Annotated in this window: 10 protein-coding genes; 6 read left to right on the top strand and 4 right to left on the bottom strand. The window is 67.5% G+C overall.

What is annotated here, in order from left to right:
- Window positions 1-3: 3 nt before the first annotated feature.
- The 4 genes from WS96_RS01370 (at window position 4) to WS96_RS01355 (ending at window position 4,494) form a co-directional block, all read left to right on the top strand.
- On the top strand, window positions 4-900 hold the full coding sequence (locus WS96_RS01370; protein ID WP_059830184.1) for an oxidoreductase: 897 nt from the start codon (window positions 4-6) through the stop codon (window positions 898-900).
- Between the two features lie 216 nt (window positions 901-1,116).
- Window positions 1,117-1,851 (top strand): ABC transporter substrate-binding protein, encoded by a 735-nt coding sequence (locus WS96_RS01365; RefSeq protein ID WP_059830074.1) that lies wholly within the window; start codon window positions 1,117-1,119, stop codon window positions 1,849-1,851.
- 380 nt (window positions 1,852-2,231) lie between these two features.
- Window positions 2,232-3,539, top strand: a complete 1,308-nt coding sequence (locus WS96_RS01360) for a dicarboxylate/amino acid:cation symporter (RefSeq protein ID WP_059780688.1) — start codon at window positions 2,232-2,234, stop codon at window positions 3,537-3,539.
- A 13-nt stretch (window positions 3,540-3,552) separates the two neighbouring features.
- Complete coding sequence (locus WS96_RS01355) at window positions 3,553-4,494, top strand: amino acid ABC transporter substrate-binding protein (RefSeq protein ID WP_059780687.1); 942 nt, start codon at window positions 3,553-3,555, stop codon at window positions 4,492-4,494.
- A gap of 88 nt (window positions 4,495-4,582) precedes the next feature.
- Here WS96_RS01355 and uvrA read toward each other — a convergent pair whose 3' ends face one another.
- Together uvrA and WS96_RS01345 are read right to left on the bottom strand one after the other, a co-directional pair.
- The gene (uvrA, locus tag WS96_RS01350; protein ID WP_059830072.1) at window positions 4,583-10,477 is read right to left on the bottom strand and encodes an excinuclease ABC subunit UvrA; all 5,895 of its coding nucleotides are present in this window, start codon (window positions 10,475-10,477) and stop codon (window positions 4,583-4,585) included.
- 252 nt (window positions 10,478-10,729) lie between these two features.
- Window positions 10,730-10,945, bottom strand: a complete 216-nt coding sequence (locus tag WS96_RS01345) for a DUF3820 family protein (protein ID WP_059830070.1) — start codon at window positions 10,943-10,945, stop codon at window positions 10,730-10,732.
- A 211-nt stretch (window positions 10,946-11,156) separates the two neighbouring features.
- Between WS96_RS01345 and WS96_RS01340 the strand changes: the two genes are divergently transcribed.
- Complete coding sequence (locus WS96_RS01340) at window positions 11,157-11,345, top strand: hypothetical protein (protein ID WP_059830182.1); 189 nt, start codon at window positions 11,157-11,159, stop codon at window positions 11,343-11,345.
- 195 nt (window positions 11,346-11,540) lie between these two features.
- On the opposite strand, the gene WS96_RS01335 is transcribed toward WS96_RS01340, so the two are convergent.
- Window positions 11,541-12,203, bottom strand: coding sequence for an OmpA family protein (locus tag WS96_RS01335; RefSeq protein ID WP_059830068.1), 663 nt, complete (start codon window positions 12,201-12,203; stop codon window positions 11,541-11,543).
- A gap of 115 nt (window positions 12,204-12,318) precedes the next feature.
- A complete protein-coding gene (locus WS96_RS01330; RefSeq protein ID WP_059830066.1) occupies window positions 12,319-16,875 on the bottom strand; it encodes a YadA-like family protein in 4,557 nt (1,518 codons plus the stop codon).
- 1,134 nt (window positions 16,876-18,009) lie between these two features.
- On the opposite strand from WS96_RS01330, the gene WS96_RS01325 reads away from it, so the two are divergent.
- On the top strand, window positions 18,010-18,276 hold the full coding sequence (locus tag WS96_RS01325) for a hypothetical protein (RefSeq protein WP_059830063.1): 267 nt from the start codon (window positions 18,010-18,012) through the stop codon (window positions 18,274-18,276).
- The last annotated feature ends 69 nt before the right edge of the window (window positions 18,277-18,345 follow it).

Below are 18,345 nucleotides of genomic sequence, written 5' to 3'. Positions count from 1 at the left end.
ACCATGACGAAGTCTGACTACCCGAGCGTCGCCCTCGTCGGTCCGGGCGCAATCGGCACGACCGTCGCCGCGGCCCTTCATGAAGCCGGCCGCACGCCGGTGATCTGCGGCCGCTCGGCGCACGCGCACCTGACGTTGCGCTTCGACGGCGGCGAGATCGTCGTGCCCGGGCCCGTACTGACCGATCCGCAAGCGGTCGAGAAAAGGGTCGACGTCGTGTTCGTCGCGGTCAAGTCGACGCAGGTGGCGAGCGCGGCGCCCTGGCTCGCCGCGCTATGCGACGCGCATACCGTCGTCTGCGCGCTGCAAAACGGCGTCGAGCAAAAAGCCGCGCTCACACCGCATGCGGCCGGCGCCGAGGTCGTGCCGTCGGTCGTCTGGTTTCCGGCACAGCGCGAATCGGGCGCGTCGGTGTGGCTGCGGGGCAAGCCTCGACTCACCCTGCCCGATACGCCGGCGAGCAACGTGGTGGTCTCGGCTTTGCGCGGCACGCGATGCTCGCCCGAGGTCGCGGCGGATTTCATCTCGCTCGCGTGGCGAAAGCTTTTGCAGAACGCAGTGGCGGGACTCATGGTGTTGACCGGTCGCCGCGCCGGCATGTTCTCGCGAAGCGACATCACCGAACTGTCGCTCGCGTACTTGCGGGAATGTCTCGAGGTCGCGCGTGCGGAGGGCGCGAAGCTGGGCGATGAGGTACCGCAGGAGATCGTCGACGGCTTCCATGGTTTTCCGCCCGATTTGGGTACGTCGATTCTTGCCGACCGGCAGGGCAACCACCCGCTCGAATGGGACTGCCGAAATGGCGTCGTGCAGCGATACGGACGAACGCATGGAATTCCGACGCCGATCAGCGATCTGGTCGTGCCGCTGCTCGCGGCCGCCAGCGACGGGCCGGGCTGATCGCGAGGAGCGCTCTATCCGGCCTGATCGGCTTGAATTCGATCGAACGGGCAATGAGCCGGGGACGAGCGCCCCCGTGTCACGCGGCCGGCCCGACGTTTCGACGCACGCAAGCCCGCGACACGCCCCACCCGGCGTCCGGTGATAAGCTCGACATCGGCGCGCTGTCGCGCAGCCCGTCACCCTATCGACCCTACGCCTCCCGCGAGTCCGCTCATGCCCATCGCTCCTGCTGTCGTCTCCGCCTTCACCCCCACCGGCAAGCTCCGCGCATCGATCAACCTCGGCAACCCGATCCTCGCGAACCGCGACCCGGCAACGGGGGAACCGTTCGGCGTATCGATCGACCTCGCCCGTGCATTCGCCGAGCGCCTGTCGGCCGACCTGGAACTCGTGGTGTTCGACGGCGCCGCCAAATCGGTGCAGGCGCTGACCGACGACCGCGCCGATTTCGGCTTCTTCGCGGTCGATCCGCTGCGCGGCGAAACCGTCGCGTTCACCGCGCCGTACGTGCTGATCGAAGGCTTCTATCTCGTGCCGAGCGCGTCGCCGATCCGCACCAACGCGGACGTCGATCAACCGCACAACCGCGTGGCCGTCGGCAAGGGCAGCGCGTACGACCTGTTCCTCACCCGCGAATTGAAAGCCGCGCAGATCGTGCGCGCCCCAACGTCGCAAGCCGTCGTGCCGACGTTCGTCGAGCAGCAACTGGAAGTGGCGGCCGGCGTGAAGCAGCAGCTCGAGGCCGACGCCGCGAAAACGCCCGGCCTGCGCCTGCTCGACGAGCGCTTCATGGTGATCCGGCAGGCGATGGGCGTGCCGAAGAGTCGCGGCGACGCGGCCGCCGCGGCACTGGCCGCGTTCGTCGAGGAGATGAAGGCGTCGGGCTTCGTCGCGGATTCATTGCGCCGGCACGGCATCACGGGCGCGTCGGTCGCGCCGGCCGCCTGATGGGCTACGTTGCGCTGCATCGCGCCGAACGCGCCCATTCGTTGACCACCGGGATCGTCCGGCTCGCCGCGCAGGCGTGCGATTTCAACACGAGCCTGCTGGATCCGCGGGCGCATGCCTAGGGCGTGGGCGAACGGCGCGGCGCCGCCCCGGCGGCCCACCGCCATCCGGCAGCCGGACCGTCTGCTGCGCCGCATCAATCCGTATCCGGTTGCGCCCGCTGCCGCAGGCACGAAGCGCCACCGGCGCAATCGCCGTCGCCCACCCGGACATATCCGACGCTAGCGCAAACCCGGACCCGGTTGCACTGTTCATCGCGATTCTGGTCCTGTATCGTCCTCCCATCCCCGATTGCGAAACCGCTGCATGGGAGGCTCACGATGCGAAAAAAGAATGCTGCAGCCGTCTGGATCCTGATCGCGATGGCGGTAGGCATCGTGATCGGCTACATGATCTTCACGAGCTTTCCGGACAGGAAAGCCGCTGCCGAAATCGCCGGCTACATCTCGCTCGTGTCCGACGTGTTCCTGCGGCTGATCAAGATGGTGATCGGGCCGCTCGTCTTCTCCACGCTGGTCGTCGGCATCGCGCACATGGGCGACGCGGCGTCGGTCGGACGCGTGTTCGCGAAATCGATCGGCTGGTTCGTCACCGCGTCGCTGGTCTCGCTGCTGCTCGGGTTGCTGATGGCGAACCTGCTGCGGCCCGGCGAGAACCTCGGCTTGCCGCTGCCGGACATCGGCGCATCCGCGAACCTCGCGACGTCCAAGTTCACGCTGAAGGATTTCGTCGGCCACATGGTGCCGAGATCGATCGCCGAGGCAATGGCGAACAACGAAATCCTGCAGATCGTCGTGTTCTCGATGTTCTTCGGCGTCGCGCTCGCCGCACTCGGCGAGCGCGGCAAGATCCTGATCGCCGCGATCGACCAGTTGTCGCACGTGATGCTCAAGATCACCGGCTACGTGATGAAGCTCGCGCCGCTCGCGGTGATGGCCGCGATGGCCGCCACCGTCGCGGTCAACGGGTTGTCGGTACTGCTGAAGTTCGCGGTGTTCATGGGCGACTTCTACATCAGCCTGTTCCTGCTCTGGGCATTGCTCGTCTGTGCGGGGTTCCTGTTCCTCGGCCGTCGCGTGTTCAAGCTGCTCGTGCTGATCAAGGAAGCGTTCATGCTGTCGTTCGCGACCGCCAGCTCCGAGGCCGCGTATCCGAAGATCCTCGATGCGCTCGACCGTTTCGGCGTACGCCGCAAGATCTCGAGCTTCGTGATGCCGATGGGCTATTCGTTCAACCTCGACGGGTCGATGATGTACTGCACGTTCGCGTCGCTGTTCATCGCGCAGGCGTACAACCAGCACCTGTCGCTCGGCACGCAAATCACGATGCTGCTGGTCCTGATGCTCACGTCGAAGGGGATGGCCGGCGTGCCGCGCGCATCGCTCGTCGTGATCGCGGCCACGCTGCACCAGTTCGGGCTTCCGGAGGCCGGGCTGCTGTTGATTCTCGGCGTCGACACGTTCCTCGACATGGGCCGCTCGGCCACCAATGCGGTGGGCAATTCGATCGCCAGCGCGGTGGTCGCGAAATGGGAAGGCCAGCTGCTGTCGGAAGCGGAAGCCGACGCCAACGCGGCGCGCATCGAAGCGGAACAGGAAGCGACGATCGCACATCCGACGGAAGTCTGACGGAGGCCCGGCGATGAAGATGCAGCGATTCTGGCGTGCGCTCGCGCTCGCGGGCCTGCTCGCCACGGGCGCGACCGCGCGCGCGGAAGATGCGCCGTCGACGCCGCCGCGCGTCGAGCCGGTCGCGCCGGCTCAACTGACGGGCACGCTCGCGAAGGTGCGCGGCAGCGGCACGATCGCGCTCGGCTATCGCGACGCGTCGATCCCGTTCTCGTACCTGAACGCGCGCAACCAGCCGATCGGCTATTCGATCGAGCTGTGCAAGGCGCTCGTGTCGTCGATCGAGGATGCGGTCAACCGGAACCTGACGATCCGCTGGGTGCCGGTCACGTCCGACAACCGTATCGACGCGGTGGTCAGCGGGAAAGTCGATCTGGAATGCGGCTCCACGACCAGCAACCTCGAGCGCCAGAAACGCGTGGCGTTCTCGCCGATCATCTTCGTGGCCGGCACGAAGGTGATGGTGAAACGCGGCGCGCCGGTCCGCTCGTTCCGCGATCTCGCGGGGAAGAAGGTCGCGGTGACGGCCGGCACGACCAACGAGAAGGCGCTGCGCGACCTGAACGAGCGGTTCAGGCTCGGGATCCAGCTACAGGTGGTGCCGGACCATGCGCAGGGCTTCGCGCTCGTCGCGAACGGCAGCGCCGACGCGTTCGCGACGGACGACGTGCTGCTGTACGGGCTGATTGCCGAGAACGCGAACAAGGGCGGCCAGTACGACGTGGTGGGCGACTTCCTGTCCTACGACCCGTACGGAATCATGTTCCGCAAGGACGATCCGCAGCTCGCCCAGCTCGTGAAGAGCACGTTCCAGGAGCTGGCCGCCGACGGCGAGATCGCGCGCCAGTACAAGCGCTGGTTCCTGCGTCCGCTTCCGTCGGGCCTGAGCCTCAACCTGCCGATGAGCCCGCAACTGGAAACCATCATCGAGACGATCGGCGTCAACGGGAGTTGAGCGGCGTCGACATGAGCGACGCATGACGAAACAAGCACGGCCCCGATGCGTCGCCAGGCACCGGGGCCGCTCGCCGGATGCAGCGCGCTCAGCCGACCCGCGCCGCGCCCTGCCGCGCCGCTTCGGCGCCTTCGGCAGCCGTTCGCGCCAGCACCGGCTTCAGCGCCTGCCCGGTATGGCTTGCCTTCACCTGCACGAGCGCTTCCGGCGACGCCGCCGCGACGATCGTGCCGCCCCCCACCCCGCCTTCCGGCCCGAGATCGATGATCCAGTCGGCTTCCGCGATCACGTCGAGGTCATGCTCGATCACGACGACGCTATGCCCCGCATCCACCAACCGGTGCAGCACGCGAATCAGCTTCGCGACGTCCGCCATGTGCAGGCCGACCGTCGGTTCGTCGAGCACGTACAGCGTGTGCGGCACCTTCTGGCCGCGTCGCGTGACGTCGTCGCGCACCTTCGTCAGCTCGGTGACGAGCTTGATGCGCTGCGCTTCGCCGCCGGACAGCGTCGGAGACGGCTGGCCGAGGGTCAGATAGCCGAGCCCGACATCCTTCATCAACTGCAGCGGATGCGCGATGTTCGAGATCGGCGCGAAAAATTCCACCGCCTCGTCGATCTCCATCGTCAGCACGTCGCCGATGTTCCGGCCGCGCCACGTGACGGCGAGCGTTTCCGGATTGAAACGCTGCCCGTGGCACACGTCGCACGGCACCTTCACGTCGGGCAGGAAGCTCATGCCGATCGTGCGCACGCCTTGCCCTTCGCACGCGGGGCAGCGCCCGTCGCCGGTATTGAACGAGAAACGCGACGCCGTATAGCCGCGTGCGCGCGCTTCGAGCGTATCGGCGAACAGCTTGCGAATCGTGTCCCACACGCCGATGTAGGTGGCCGGGCACGAACGCGGCGTCTTGCCGATCGGCGTCTGATCGACTTCGAGCACGCGATCGATCTGCTCCCAGCCGCTCAGCGACTCGCAGCCCTGCCACGCATGCGTGACGTTCAGCGATGGCCGCGGCGCGCTGCGCGCGAGCACGCTCGAGCGGCGCTCGGCGGCCGGCGCGTCCTGCTGTGCCGCCTTGCGCGCGCGGCGCGTGGCCGGCGACGACAGCACCGAGCGGCCGACCGCATCGAGCAGGTTCGTCATCAGCACGTCGCGCGCGAGCGTCGACTTGCCCGACCCGCTGACGCCCGTCACCGCGACGAGCCGCGCGAGCGGAATGCCGACGGTGACGTCGCGCAGGTTGTGCAACCTGGCGCCATGCACGGTCAGCCACGCTTCCGGCACCGCCGCCCCGCCCTTCTTGCCCGGCAGGCACACGCTGCGGCGCGGCTGCAGCGGGTGCAGCATCGGCTGCGCGAGCAGGCGGCCCGTCACCGAATCGGCCTGCGCGGCGAGATCGGCGACCGCGCCTTGCGCGACCAGCGTGCCGCCGCGCTTGCCGGCGCCCGGACCGACGTCGATGATGTGATCCGCGCGGCGGATCGTGTCCTCGTCATGCTCGACGACGACCAGCGTATTGCCCTTGTCGCCGAGCTTGCGCAGTGCGTCCAGCAGGATCTGGTTGTCGCGCGGATGCAAGCCGATCGTCGGCTCGTCGAGCACGTAGCAGACGCCCTGCAGGTTGCTGCCGAGCTGCGCGGCCAGCCGGATACGCTGCGCTTCGCCGCCCGACAGGCTCGGCGCCGCGCGGTCGAGGCTCAGGTAGCCGAGCCCGACTTCCTCGAGAAACGCGAGGCGGCTGCCGATCTCGCTGACGATGTCGCGCGCGATCTGCGCGTCGCGCCCGGCGAGTTCCAGCGCGTCGATCCAGCGGCGCGTGTCCGACACCGTCCATTGCGCGACCTCGACGATCGGATGCGCATCGAACGTGACCGCGCGCGCGGTCGGGTTCAGCCGCGTACCGCCGCAATCCGGGCACGGCTCGTTGCCGACGCCCTCCGGCTCCTGCTCGTCCGACGGCAGCGTCTGTTCGCGGCCGCGGCCATCCTCGGCGAGCACCGTGTCGTCGTACGCGGCGCGCTGTTCGCGCGTGAGCGTGACGCCGGTGCCGACGCAGGTCGTGCACCAGCCGTGCTTGCTGTTGTACGAGAACATCCGCGGGTCGAGCTCCGGATAGCTCGTGCCGCACACCGGGCACGCGCGCTTGACCGACAGCACCTTGACCGCGCCGACCCCGGCGGTCGAATGATCGTTGCGCATCGCATCGTGCAGCCCGTCGAGCGGCGCGAGCAGGTGCATCACGCCCTTGCCGAGCTCGAGCGTCTCGTCGAGCCTGCGCCGCAACTCCGCTTCGTTGTCCGGCGACACGACGATATCGGCAACCGGCAACTCGATCGTGTGCTCGCGGAAGCGGTCGAGCTTCGGCCACGGGTCGACCGTGACGAACTCGCCGTCGACGCGCAGATGCGTGCTGCCGCGCGCCTTCGCCCACTTCGCGAGATCCGTGTACACGCCCTTGCGGTTGACGACGAGCGGCGCGAGCAACCCGACGTGTTCGCCGCGATGATCGCGCAGCAGTTGCGCGGCGATCGATTCGACGGATTGCGACGTGACCGGCGTGCCGTCGTGGATGCAGTGCTGCAGGCCGAGCTTCACATACAGCAGCCGCAGGAAATGCCACACTTCGGACGTGGTCGCGACCGTGCTCTTGCGCCCGCCGCGCGACAGCCGCTGCTCGATCGCGACGGTCGGCGGAATGCCGTACACCGCGTCGACCTCGGGGCGGCCGGCCGGCTGCACGATCGAGCGCGCATACGCGTTCAGCGATTCGAGATAGCGGCGCTGGCCTTCGTGGAACAGGATGTCGAACGCGAGCGTCGACTTGCCGGACCCCGACACGCCGGTGATCACGTTGAACTTGCCGTGCGGGATGTCGACGTCGAGCGACTTCAGGTTGTGCTCGCGCGCGTTGACGATCCGCACGACGTCCTCGCCCTCGACCGCACGGCGCGCGCGGGCGGCGTTCAGCACGGCCTGCAGCGGCACGCCTTCGTCGGCAACCGCCGCTTCGCCGTCCATCGCGCGGTCGTACTGCAGCAGCGCCACGCCCGTATGCGATTCCGCGCACGCCTTCACGTCGTCGGGCGTGCCCGCGCACAGCACGCGGCCGCCGCCGTCGCCGCCTTCCGGGCCGAGATCGATCAGCCAGTCGGCCGCGCGGATCACGTCGAGATTGTGCTCGATCACGATCAGCGAATGGCCGGCCGCGAGCAGCTTGCCGAACGCCTGCATCAGCTTCGCGATGTCGTCGAAGTGCAGCCCGGTGGTCGGCTCGTCGAACATGAACAGCTTCGCGCGCGCGATGCGCGCCTCTTCCGTCGCGACCCGGCGCCCGTTGGCCGCGGCCGCCGACTCGGCGAGGAAGCCGGCGAGCTTCAGGCGCTGCGCCTCGCCGCCCGACAGCGTCGGCACCGGCTGGCCGAGCTTCACGTATTCGAGGCCGACGTCGACGATCGGCTGCAGCACGCGCAGCACCTCGGCATCGGTCGCGAAGAACGCCGCGGCTTCGCTGACGGTCAGGTCGAGTACATCGGCGACGTTCAGCGCGCGGCCGTCGCGCTCGATGCGCACTTCGAGAATCTCGGCGCGGTAACGGCTGCCGTCGCAGTCCGGGCAGCGCAGGTAGACGTCGCTCAGGAACTGCATCTCGATGTGTTCGAAGCCCGAGCCGCCGCAGGTCGGGCAACGGCCGTCGCCCGAGTTGAAGCTGAACGTGCCGGCGCCGTAGCCGCGCTGCAGCGCGAGCGGCGCTTTCGCGAACAGCTTGCGGATTTCGTCGAACGCACCGACGTAGCTCGCCGGGTTCGAGCGCGTGGTCTTGCCGATCGGCGACTGGTCGACGAACACGACGTCGCCGACCTGATCGGCGCCCGTGAGGCGGCGGAACGCGCCCGGCGACTCGGTCGCCTTGCCGTGGTGCCGCGCCATCGCCGGGTACAGCACGTCCTGCAGCAGCGTGGATTTGCCGGAGCCGGATACGCCCGTCACACACACGAGCCGCTGCAGCGGAATCTCGACCGTGACGTCGCGCAGGTTGTGCTCGGTCGCGCCTTCGAGCACGATGCGCGGCGTACTCGCATCGACCGGACGGCGCGCCCAGTTCGACGCATGCGCGACCTGCTTGCGGCCGCCGAGATACTCGCCCGTCAGCGTGTGCGCGGAACGAATGTCGCCCGGCGTGCCGTCGTACACGATCGTGCCGCCGCGGGCGCCCGGGCCGGGGCCCATGTCGATCAGTCGATCGGCGGCGAGCATCACCGACGGATCGTGCTCGACCACGACCAGCGTGTTGCCTGCGTCGCGCAGCCGCTGCATCGCCTCGACGATCCGCGTGAGATCGCGCGGATGCAACCCGATGCTCGGCTCGTCGAGCACGAACAGGGTTTTCGTGAGCGACGTGCCGAGCGCCGTCGTCAGGTTGATCCGCTGCACCTCGCCGCCCGACAGCGTGCGGCTCTGCCGGTCGAGCGTCAGGTAGCCGAGCCCGACGTCGCACAGGTATTTCAGCCGCGTGCGCACTTCGGCGAGCAGCAGCTTCAATGCATCGTCGAGCAGCGCGCTCGGCAGGACGATTTCGTCGAAGAAGCGCCGGATGCGTTCGATCGGCAGCAGCATCAGGTCGTGCACGGTCAGGCCCGGCAGCGCTTCGAGCTGCGCGCGGCTCCAGTCGACGCCGCGCGGCATGAAGCGATCGGCCGGCGCGAGCACGCCATCGGCATTCTCTTTCGAGCCGAGCCGCCATTGCAGCGATTCCGTCTTCAGGCGCGCGCCGCCGCACACGTCGCACGGCGTGTAGCTGCGGTATTTCGACAGCAGCACGCGGATGTGCATCTTGTACGCCTTCGATTCGAGGTAGCCGAAGAAGCGCTTCACGCCGTACCACTGGCTCTGCCACTTGCCGTTCCAGTCCGGCGAGCCGTCGACGACCCAGTCGCGCTCGGCATCCGTCAGCTCGGACCACGGCACGTCGCGCCGGATGCCGGCCTTCGCCGCGTAGCGCATCAGGTCGTCCTGGCACTCTTTCCACGCGGGCGTCTGCATCGGCTTGATCGCGCCGCCGCGCAGCGTCTTGCGCGCATCGGGGATCACGAGGCCGAGATCGACGCCGATCACGCGGCCGAAGCCGCGACAGGTTTCGCACGCGCCGTACGCCGAGTTGAACGAGAACAGCGCCGCTTGCGGCTCCGCGTAGCGCAGGTCGCTGTCGGGATCGTGCAACCCGGTGGAGAAGCGCCACACCTGCGGCTCGGCGACCGCGTTGCCCGCCTCCGGCGCCAGCACGTACACGTTCACGCGGCCCGCGCCGCGCTTGAGCGACGCTTCGATCGCCTCGACCACCCGTACCTTGTCGGCCTGCTGCACGCGGAAACGGTCGGCCACCACGTCGAGCACCTTGCGCGGCCCGGTGGGCGACGCGATTTCGCGCTGCGCCTGCACGCGCGTGTAGCCGCTCGCCGACAGCCATTGCGCGATTTCCTCGTCGGACACCGCTTCCGGCAATTCGACCGGGAACGTGACGACGACGCGCGGATCGTCCGCCTGCGTCCGCGCGACGAGTTCCGCGTAGATCGTCTCCGGCGTATCGTGCCGCACCTGCCGCGCGGTCTTGCGGTCGAACAGCTCGGCCGCGCGCGCGTACAGCAGCTTCAGGTGGTCGTTCAGCTCGGTCATCGTGCCGACGGTCGATCGCGAGCTGCGAACCGGATTGGTCTGGTCGATCGCGATCGCGGGCGGCACGCCGTCGACGCGCTCGACCTGCGGGCGATCCATCCGGTCGAGGAACTGCCGCGCGTACGCGCTGAAGGTTTCGACGTAGCGCCGCTGGCCCTCCGCGTACAGCGTGTCGAACACGAGACTCGATTTGCCGGAGCCCGACGGGCCGGTCACGACCGTCATTTCGCCGGTGCGCAGGTCGAGATCGAGATTCTTGAGGTTGTGCTGACGTGCTCCGCGAATGCGGATCAGATTGCTGGATGACAATTTGCCTGCCCGTCTGAATGAGTTAGCCAGAGTTCACGGTGCCGGAACGCTGCGGCGGATGCCCGCAGGCGCGGCGCGAGCCGCGACGAGGGATGCCTGCGCGCGGCCCGGTTCGACGGATACTATACTGTATATTCATACAGCCTTCCATGAACGGACCATGACCGGGCGTTTGTCGCCGGGGCGCGAAAGTACACGACCGCGCCGCCTCGCCATCGCCGAATCGGGCGACCGACCGGGCGCGACGCCGTGCTACGCGGGTTTGCGCAGCGGCTCCAGCAGGTGCCGCAAGCCGTTATGGTCGAGCTCGTGCATGAGCGCGAGCTGCCGGCCGAGTTCGCCGCGCGGGAACCCTTCGCGAGCCAGCCAGTTGAGGTAAGGTCCGGGCAGGTCGGCAATGAGTCGGCCCTTGTATTTTCCGAAGGGCATGGTGACGGCGACAAGACGCTCGAGATCGGGGGCATGCATGCGCGTATTGTGCCCGGCTTTGCGCTCTTCCGCGCGCGACTACCCCGCCGCGCGCCCATCGGTCGAGGCCGGCGCACCGCCGCGAATCCGGCCCTTCGCGGCAGCCGAATCGACGAACCGACCCCGGATGACGGCCGGGACTCGCGTCGACCGCCGACTTCCCTCCTGCCTGCTAGACTGGAATTTCCCCCTGCACACCCTGGAGGGAATCATGATGTCCACCTACGTCGTGAAGACCGGCGAGCAATTCCTGTGCACCGCCGAGGACGGCGATATCGGGATGGCGCCGGCCATCGAGGACGCCGCATCGTTTGGTTCGTACGACGAAGCGGAGAAAGCCGCGAGCGCGCATGCCGACCCGGGATACGAGATCGTGGCCGTCTGCATGATCAGGCACTGAACGCCGATCCGCGGCCCGGTGCGGATGACGGTCCGCGGGCCGCAACTCGCCGTGCGGCGGCGGCGTCCATGCGACCGCCGCACGCGCACGCCGCGACGGGTCTGTCCCGCCGCCTTCGTCCGCGCCGGGCATCCTTGCCGCAAGCGAGCCGTCCGGCTTCGACGGCCGCGCTTGCGGCGCCCCGGTTGCGGCGTCCTACTTCTGCAGCGAGATTTCCACGCGACGATTGCGCGCGCGCCCTTCGGCGGTATCGTTCGATGCCGCCGGATTCGCTTCCCCGTGACCGGCGGCGGCAAACGAATCCGCCTTCAGCCCGCGTTCGCGCAAGTATGCGGCGACCGCATCCGCCCGGCGCTTCGACAGCGCCTGATTGTGCGCATCGGAACCGGTCGCGTCGGTATAGCCGTCCACTTCCACGCGGGAGAAATGCCGGTCGGCCTGCCGGTTCAGCAGCGTGTCGAGCGCGGCGGTGGCCGCGGGCGTCAGCACGGCCGAGTCGGTCGCGAAATACGCATCGCCGGTCAGGCTCACCTTCTCGACCGGCGCGGGCGCCGGCGCAACGGCCGCGGCGGCCGGCGCGGGCGCCGCGCCGCACTGGAACACGATCGAATGCGGATCGGCGCCGTCGCGGTACGGCGTGGTGGTGTCGACGAGGCGTACGGGCTCGTTGCCGCACATGCGTGTCGCGACCTTCATGCAGGTCTTCGCGGTCGACAGGATGCCGTGGCAGTCGACCTGGAACGTGCGGATGCCGTTGCGCGACTGCAGTTCGTACGCGTTGTACGTCGGCCCCGACGCACTCGAACAGGCCGCGAGGGAAACGACGGACGCCAGCAGTGCAAGATGGATGTTTTTCACTTGATTACTCCGAGAATGCGATGGGCGCAGCGTGCGGCGCGGCCGCACGCGCATGCGTTTGCGTTCGGCGCGGCCCGCCCCGGCAACGCGTGCCGGAACGAACCGCTGCGCGCGATCACTTCCACTGATACAGCATGCCCGCGCCGACGACGCGCTGGCTGCCGGCGAAACCGCCGTTCACCGTCGCCTTCAGGTTCTCCGTGATGCGCGCCTGCATGCCGACCGCCATGGCCTTCTGGCCCTGGAACGTCGCCGTGCCGACCCCCATCGCGAAGTTCGAATCGCGGTCCATGTGCGGGATCGACGCCATCGCGGCGGTCGCGGCGATCCCCTCGCGGGCCATCGAATCCGTCTGCTGGATCTGCTGCTGCATCTGCGTGAGCTGGTTGTTGACCGTGTTCAGCGACTGCGTGAACTGGTTCGATACCGCATTCAGCTGGTTCACGTTCACCGCGTCGGTGCCTTGCGTGCCGGCCGCGACGTTCACGACCTGACGCGCCGAATCCGCCGAGCCGACCGCGACCACGTTCGAGCGCCCGCCGTCGTTGCTGCCCGTGCCGAGCGCGGTCGAGTTGTTGCCCGATGCCGTCGAACCCACGCCGATCGCCGTGGAGCCGTTGCCCGACGCGAGTGCACTATTGCCGACCGCCGTGCTGTTCGAGCCCGATGCCACCGCCCCCGACCCGCCCGCCGACGAATTCGGCCCGGTCGAGCCCGGCGGCACGTTCGCGCCGGTCGGGTTCGTCGTGTACTGCCCGCCGAGGTTGGTCGTGCGCTGGTCGATCAGCGTCGTCAACTGGTTCGCGACCGAATCGAGCTGCGACACGTTCACCGCGTCGGTGCCGTTCTTGCCGGCGGCCAACCCGGTGATCTGGCGATTGCCGATGTTCACTTCGCCGGCTGACGACTGCGGGCTGCTCAGCCCGTACGCGACATAGTTCGTCAGCGCGCCGACCGTGGTCAGCGAACCGGCGCCGAGCGCCACGCTGTTCGCGAACGTCGCCGATGCGCCCGAGCCGAGTGCCAGCGCATCGGTCGCCGTGCTGCGTGCGCCCGAGCCGAGCGCGACGCTGCCCACGCTGACCGCCACCGCATTCGCACCCTGCGCGACCGACTGCGCGCCCGTCGCCGTTGCGCCGCTGCCCAGCGCGATCGCGTCGGCCTGCGCGGAACTCGCCGCCTGGCCGATGGCGACCCCGCCCGGCGCGGTCTGATCGACGATCGCGCCGTTGCCGATGCCCACGCCGTTGTCGCCGTTGACGACCGTCGTCGGTCCCACCGCGACCGATTCCGCGCCGACCGCGAGCGAATCCGCCGCGGTCGAGTTCGCGTGGAAGTACTTCTGGCCCGTGACCGCGAACGACTGCAGCGCGCCGGTCAATTGCCGCACCGTCACCGCATCCTGCTGGCCGGTGCCGTCCGCGACGTTGGTGATCTGGCGGTACGTCTTGTTCGTCGCATCGCCGACCGATACCGCGCCGAGCAGCGTCTGGTCGGTCGTGTTGAACGGGATCGACGCGGTGCCGTTGCGGATGATGCCCGAGGACGGCACCACGGCGCGGTCGGCCACCGAACCCGAGCCGAGCGCGATGCTGCCGTCCACCTTCGAGATCGCGTTCGGGCCGATCGCGACGCTGTCGACGCCCACCGCCTGGCTGTCCGGCGCGGTCGAATTCGCATGGAAGTACTTGATGCCGTGCGCGTTGATGTTGTCGATCGCGGAGCCGACGTTGTTGTTGATCGTCGTCGAACCGTCGCTGTTGTACGTCACGTACGACGGCGCCGAGATCGCGCCGGTGGTCGGATCGTAGGTGGCGCCGCCGCCGATCGCGCCGGCCGTGCTGTTGCCCAGGTTCGTGTTGTTGTTCGCGATCGAGCTCAAGCCCGTCGACAGCGAGCTGATCCCGGTCGACGTGGCGGTCGACAGCGAGGTCAGGTTGCTGTTCGTCGAGCTCAGGCCGGTGGACAGCGAACCGACGATCGTCGAAGTCGACGTGGACAGCGACGTGATCGAGCTGTTGGTCGAACTCAAGCCGGTGGACAGCGAACCGACGACCGTCGAGGTCGACGTGGACAGCGACGTCAGGTTGCTGTTCGTCGAGCTCAGGCCGGTGGACAGCGAGCCGACGACGGTCGACGTCGATGTGGACAGCGACGTCAGGTTGCTGTTGGTCGAACTCAGGCCGGTGGACAGCGAGCCGACGACGGTCGATGTCGACGTGGACAGCGACGTCAGGTTGCTGTTGGTCGAACTCAGGCCGGTGGACAGCGAGCTGATGCCCGTCGACGTCGACGTGGACAACGACGTGACCATGCTGTTGGTCGAACTCAAGCCGGTGGACAGCGAACCGACGACCGTCGAGGTCGACGTGGACAACGAGGTGACCGCGCTGTTGGTCGAACTCAGGCCGGTGGACAGCGAACCGATGCCCGTGGACGTCGACGTGGACAACGACGCGATCGAACTATTGGCCGACGACAGGCCCGTCGACGTGGACGTCGACAGCGACGTCACCGTGCTGTCGGTCGTGCTCAGCCCCGTGGACAGCGAACCGATACCCGTCGAGGTCGACGTGGACAACGACGCGATCGAACTATTGGCCGACGACAGACCCGTCGACGTGGACGTCGACAGCGACGTCACCGTGCTGTCGGTCGAACTGAGACCGGTGGACAGCGAGCTGATACCCGTCGACGTCGACGTCGACAACGACGTGACCGCGCTGTTGGTCGAACTCAGGCCGGTGGACAGCGAGCCGATGCCCGTCGACGTCGACGTGGACAGCGACGTGACCGCGCTGTTGGTCGAACTGAGGCCGGTGGACAGCGAACTGATACCCGTCGACGTCGAAGTCGACAGCGACGTGACCGCGCTATTGGTCGAACTGAGGCCCGTCGACAACGACGAAACCCCGGTCGACAGCGACGTGATGCTCGACGCCGTCGACGTCGATAGCGAATCGAGTGCCGTGTTCGTCGCGGCGAGTTGCGAGCCGTTGATCGCATCCGTGCTCGACGAATCGATGCGCCCGGCCGCGACGTTGGTGATCTGGCGCTCGCTGCCCGCCTTGCCGACGCTGACGACGCTGGTCGGGTTGATGCCGTTGAAGTTGTACGTGACGCCGCCGATGACCGCGCTGGCCGTCGGATTCGGCGCGGCCGTCGTCGATCCCGAGCCGAGCGCGACATCGTTTGCGTTGTTGGCCACGGCCGACGCGCCGAACGCGACCGCTCCCGCCGCCGCCGCGGTCGACGTATTGCCCAGCGCCAGCGAACCCGTGCCTTGCGCGTTGTTGGTATTGCCGATCGCCACCGCGCCGTTGCCGTTCGCGGTGTTGTTCGAACCCATCGTGACCGCGCCGGTGCCGATCGCGCTGCTCGGATCGCCGATCGCGACCGCGCCGTCGCCGCTCACCGTCTGGCCGAAGCCGAGCGCGACGGCGCCCGTGCCGCCGAGCACCTTCGACGCGTTGCCGCCGGCAATCGAACCCGCGCCGGCAGTTGCCGCGACCGAGTTGGAATCGCCGATCGCGACGGTCGAGCCGGCAGCCGCGACGCTGTTGATGCCGACCGCCGTCGCATTCGTCGCCGACGCCGTCGCCCCGGGCCCCAGCGCGCTGGAGGAAACGCCGGTCGCCAGCGCCAGATTGCCGAGCGCGGTCGCGAACTGCTGCGTCGCGGTCGCCTGCACGCCCGTCGCGATCGAACTGAGACCCGACGCATTGGCGTTCAGGCCGAATGCCACCGCATTGTCCGCGCCGGCACGCGTGTTCGAGCCCATCGCGATCGAGCTCGTGCCGATCGACTGCGTGCCCGAGCCGGGCACGCCCGCGGTGCCGCCCCAGCCGATCGCGATCGACGAGGTGCCCGTCGCGCCGCTGTTGACGCCCATCGCGACGCCGGAATTACCGGAAGCCAGCGCCCCGCTGCCGACGGCCACGCCTGCCGCGCCCGAACTGGTCGACTGGTTGCCGAGCGCGACGGACCCGGTGTCCGTGGCGTGCGACGCATAGCCGAGCGAGACGCTCTGCGCGCCAGCCGCACTGGCACCGAGCCCCATCGCCGCCGCGTACTGGCCGGATGCCAGCGCGTTGTTGCCCAACCCGACGGCGGACACGCCGGTCGCCGCGGCGCCGCTGCCCATCGCGACCGAACCGCTTTGGGTCGCGCTCGACAAATTCCCGATCGCGACCGCATACGGGCCCGAGCCGATCGCCTGCACGCCCATCGCCACGCTGTTGACACCGTTCGCTTGCGAGTTGATGCCGACGGCCGTCGAACCATCCGCCATCGCATGCGCACCCGGGCCGAGCGCCGTGGCCGACAAACCCTGCGCCGTCGACAGGTTGCCCAGCGCGGTGGAATTCTGTTGCGCGGCGGTCGAACCGAGGCCGATCGAGATCGCCGTCACGCCGCCCGACGCGGTACCGCCATCCGGTGCGTACTGCGCATGGGCGCCCACATGGAACAACGCCAGATATGCGGACGCCATCAGCATGGCCAGCCGCCGCGGCGAAGGCAGGCCCGCACGCGTCGAGCCGCTCGCGCTCGCGGCATGCGCCGCCGTGCGCCGCGACGACGCCACACGCTTGCCGCGTGCCCGGTCAAGCTCCGAAGCCGCAACCCAGGCCCCCAATGCTTCGTTCCAGATCGACTTGAACGACTTGTTCATCTTGTGTTCCCTCGGTTCTCATGTGCTGGATGACGCAACGGCGAACGCGACGTCAGTCGAAGCGCGGACCCTCTCCGCTTTCGCCTGACTCGCGACGCCCCGCTTCTCACTTCGCATTACTAATCAAAACTACGAACAGCGTTGCGCAAAACGCTCGACCCACATCGCGACGGCACGACCGACCGTCGCGCGTGCCCGTTCGGCACGATGCGCGACGGCGATCGCCGGTTATCGATTCACGGAAGTCGACATCGCCTGCCCGGCGGCGACAGGGCGCACGACGCGTCGCGAATCCGCACGCGCGCACCCCGTCGCACCCGCCGAAGGGCGACTTCGAGTCTCATTCGGAAAAGCGTCGCTCGGACGCTGGATGAACGGACGCCGACCCGCATCGCGGGCGGCCCGTCGTCTTTCATTCAGGCGGCGAAAGGCGCCATCCTGTCCCCGGGTCTGCGGCATGCGCCGCCGGATCGCTGACGCTGACAGCCGGCGCCGGATCGATCGACCCGACACCCCGACCTGCCATGCTTGTCGTATTCATATTTTTCGTATCCGCCTGATTCGATAGTGCACCGTGCGTGGCCTCCGGCTCGATCGAACGCCCGGCGGCCCACGCGCAGTCACTCACCCCTTTTCCGTCCGGCGGCATCGGTTTTTTCCGGATTTCCGGAAAAAACCGACCGCCCACCGAACGACCCCGGCACCGAATTAATCGATCGAATTTACTTGACGATTTCTTCTCGCCCGATGCCTCACACCCAGCCCCATCCCGTCATTTCACGGCTCATCTTGTATATCTAAAAATTCCGCGAATTATGACGACTTCATTACCCTCGTGCCTGTTATTCCTTCGTTACCGTCTTCTCATTATCCGGGAATACCATCATTCAATGTGACATTGAATATTGGTAGCCCGCAAAGCGACGGCGACGGTCATTTTCACGACAGCCGGAAGCATTCAGAGAACCGATTCCAGCCGCGTCGTGGCTAGTGTGCCGACATTCACCCAAACAAACCTTTTCCGGAGCGGACAAATACTTTTCCGTAGCGGATGTCATTTACATTCATACACATTCGTATGAAATTCGATTTTTCCGGAAATGGAAATTCTCGTTCGCATTACGCCTAGTCCAGTTGACCGACAAGGAATCGGGGAATTCGATTTACGCCATTGCCATCGGATTTCGACACCTCGATCGTCAATTCATCATACGGGCCATTTTCAATCTGGAAATCATCGAACCGGAAATAAAGACCGTAATTTTCGAAATCGATTCGGCACATTTTTCCGGCTCATTGTTCGGGAGAGCCGACGACACCGCCGCGCACCTGCGATGCCCGTGCGACAAGCCCACACGCACCGCACGGAATCCCACCTTCGACGCTGTTGTCGACATATAATTTTTTGCAACAATCGTACAGATTGCGATGCCTCCGACCTGACAGGCCACTCCCCTCCCAACGCGTTCG

Origin of the sequence: Burkholderia sp. MSMB1835, from assembly GCF_001526365.1 — a bacterium.
Taxonomy (GTDB): domain Bacteria; phylum Pseudomonadota; class Gammaproteobacteria; order Burkholderiales; family Burkholderiaceae; genus Burkholderia.
Note: the sequence above shows the minus strand (reverse complement) of the source record. Positions and strands in the feature narration are given on the sequence as shown.